Source organism: Enteractinococcus helveticum, assembly GCF_001657475.1.
In the GTDB taxonomy this organism is placed as follows: Bacteria; Actinomycetota; Actinomycetes; order Actinomycetales; family Micrococcaceae; genus Yaniella; species Yaniella helvetica.
Genome location: NZ_LXEY01000072.1, coordinates 1 through 898, shown reverse-complemented (window position 1 = coordinate 898; position 898 = coordinate 1). Strand labels below are relative to the sequence as shown.

Annotated in this window: 1 protein-coding gene and 1 rRNA gene; both read left to right on the top strand. The window is 52.6% G+C overall.

Going from position 1 to position 898, the window contains the following annotated elements:
- Positions 1 to 231, top strand: a 16S ribosomal RNA gene (locus A6F49_RS14555); the annotation flags it as partial.
- A gap of 258 nt (positions 232 to 489) precedes the next feature.
- Entirely contained in the window at positions 490 to 654 is a 165-nt protein-coding gene (locus A6F49_RS18140) for a hypothetical protein (protein ID WP_161485828.1), read from the top strand.
- Positions 655 to 898: the final 244 nt, after the last annotated feature.

The following is an 898-nucleotide window of genomic DNA, read 5'->3' as shown; positions in this document are numbered from 1 at the left end:
ACTCGACCCCATGAAGTCGGAGTCGCTAGTAATCGCAGATCAGCAACGCTGCGGTGAATACGTTCCCGGGCCTTGTACACACCGCCCGTCAAGTCACGAAAGTTGGTAACACCCGAAGCCGATGGCCCAACCCCTTTTTTGGGGAGGGAGTCGTCGAAGGTGGGACCGGTGATTGGGACTAAGTCGTAACAAGGTAGCCGTACCGGAAGGTGCGGCTGGATCACCTCCTTTCTAAGGAGAAAGTTCTCTTTCTCAAGAGATTTTATTGCCGCCGGACCTCATTGGTTCCGCACCCAGTGTGGGTGTGGGGAGTGTTCGGGGCGTGGGTGGAACATCAAACAGATCGATACTGCTTGCGAGCAGTGTTGGGCTTGGCCAGTTCGTTGGTGTCGTGTGTGGAGTACTGCGGTTTGCGTTGAGTGAGCCTGTGTGGAAACGCCATGGGGTTAGCGGTCTGGTTTTTGAAAGTTTTTGGTACACTGTTGGGTTTTGGAGCAACCACAAATATGCTTCGTTGATCAGGTTGTTGTCTGGTTGATGGAGTGGATTCCGAACGTTGGTTCGGGGTGTGGTTGTGCCCTCGGCATGACTGCTGCGGCACTGGGTGTTGTGGTGGTGGTGTTGGTTGGGGTGTTGTTGATTGTAACTGTATAGTGGACGCGAGCATCTTAATTTCTTGTGATTTTGTCCCTCGCACCGCCTTTTTGGGTGGTGTGAGTGATTTTTTGGATTGTTTGTGTATTTTCGTGCGACAACTTGCTGGGATTTCTCAGTGGGTTGTGTTTGCTCAGTTTGTGGTGACGAACAACTGGTGTGCGTGCATACTGGTTGGGTAAGTTGCTAAGGGCGCACGGTGGATGCCTTGGTAGTAGGAGCCGATGAAGGACGTGGGAATCTG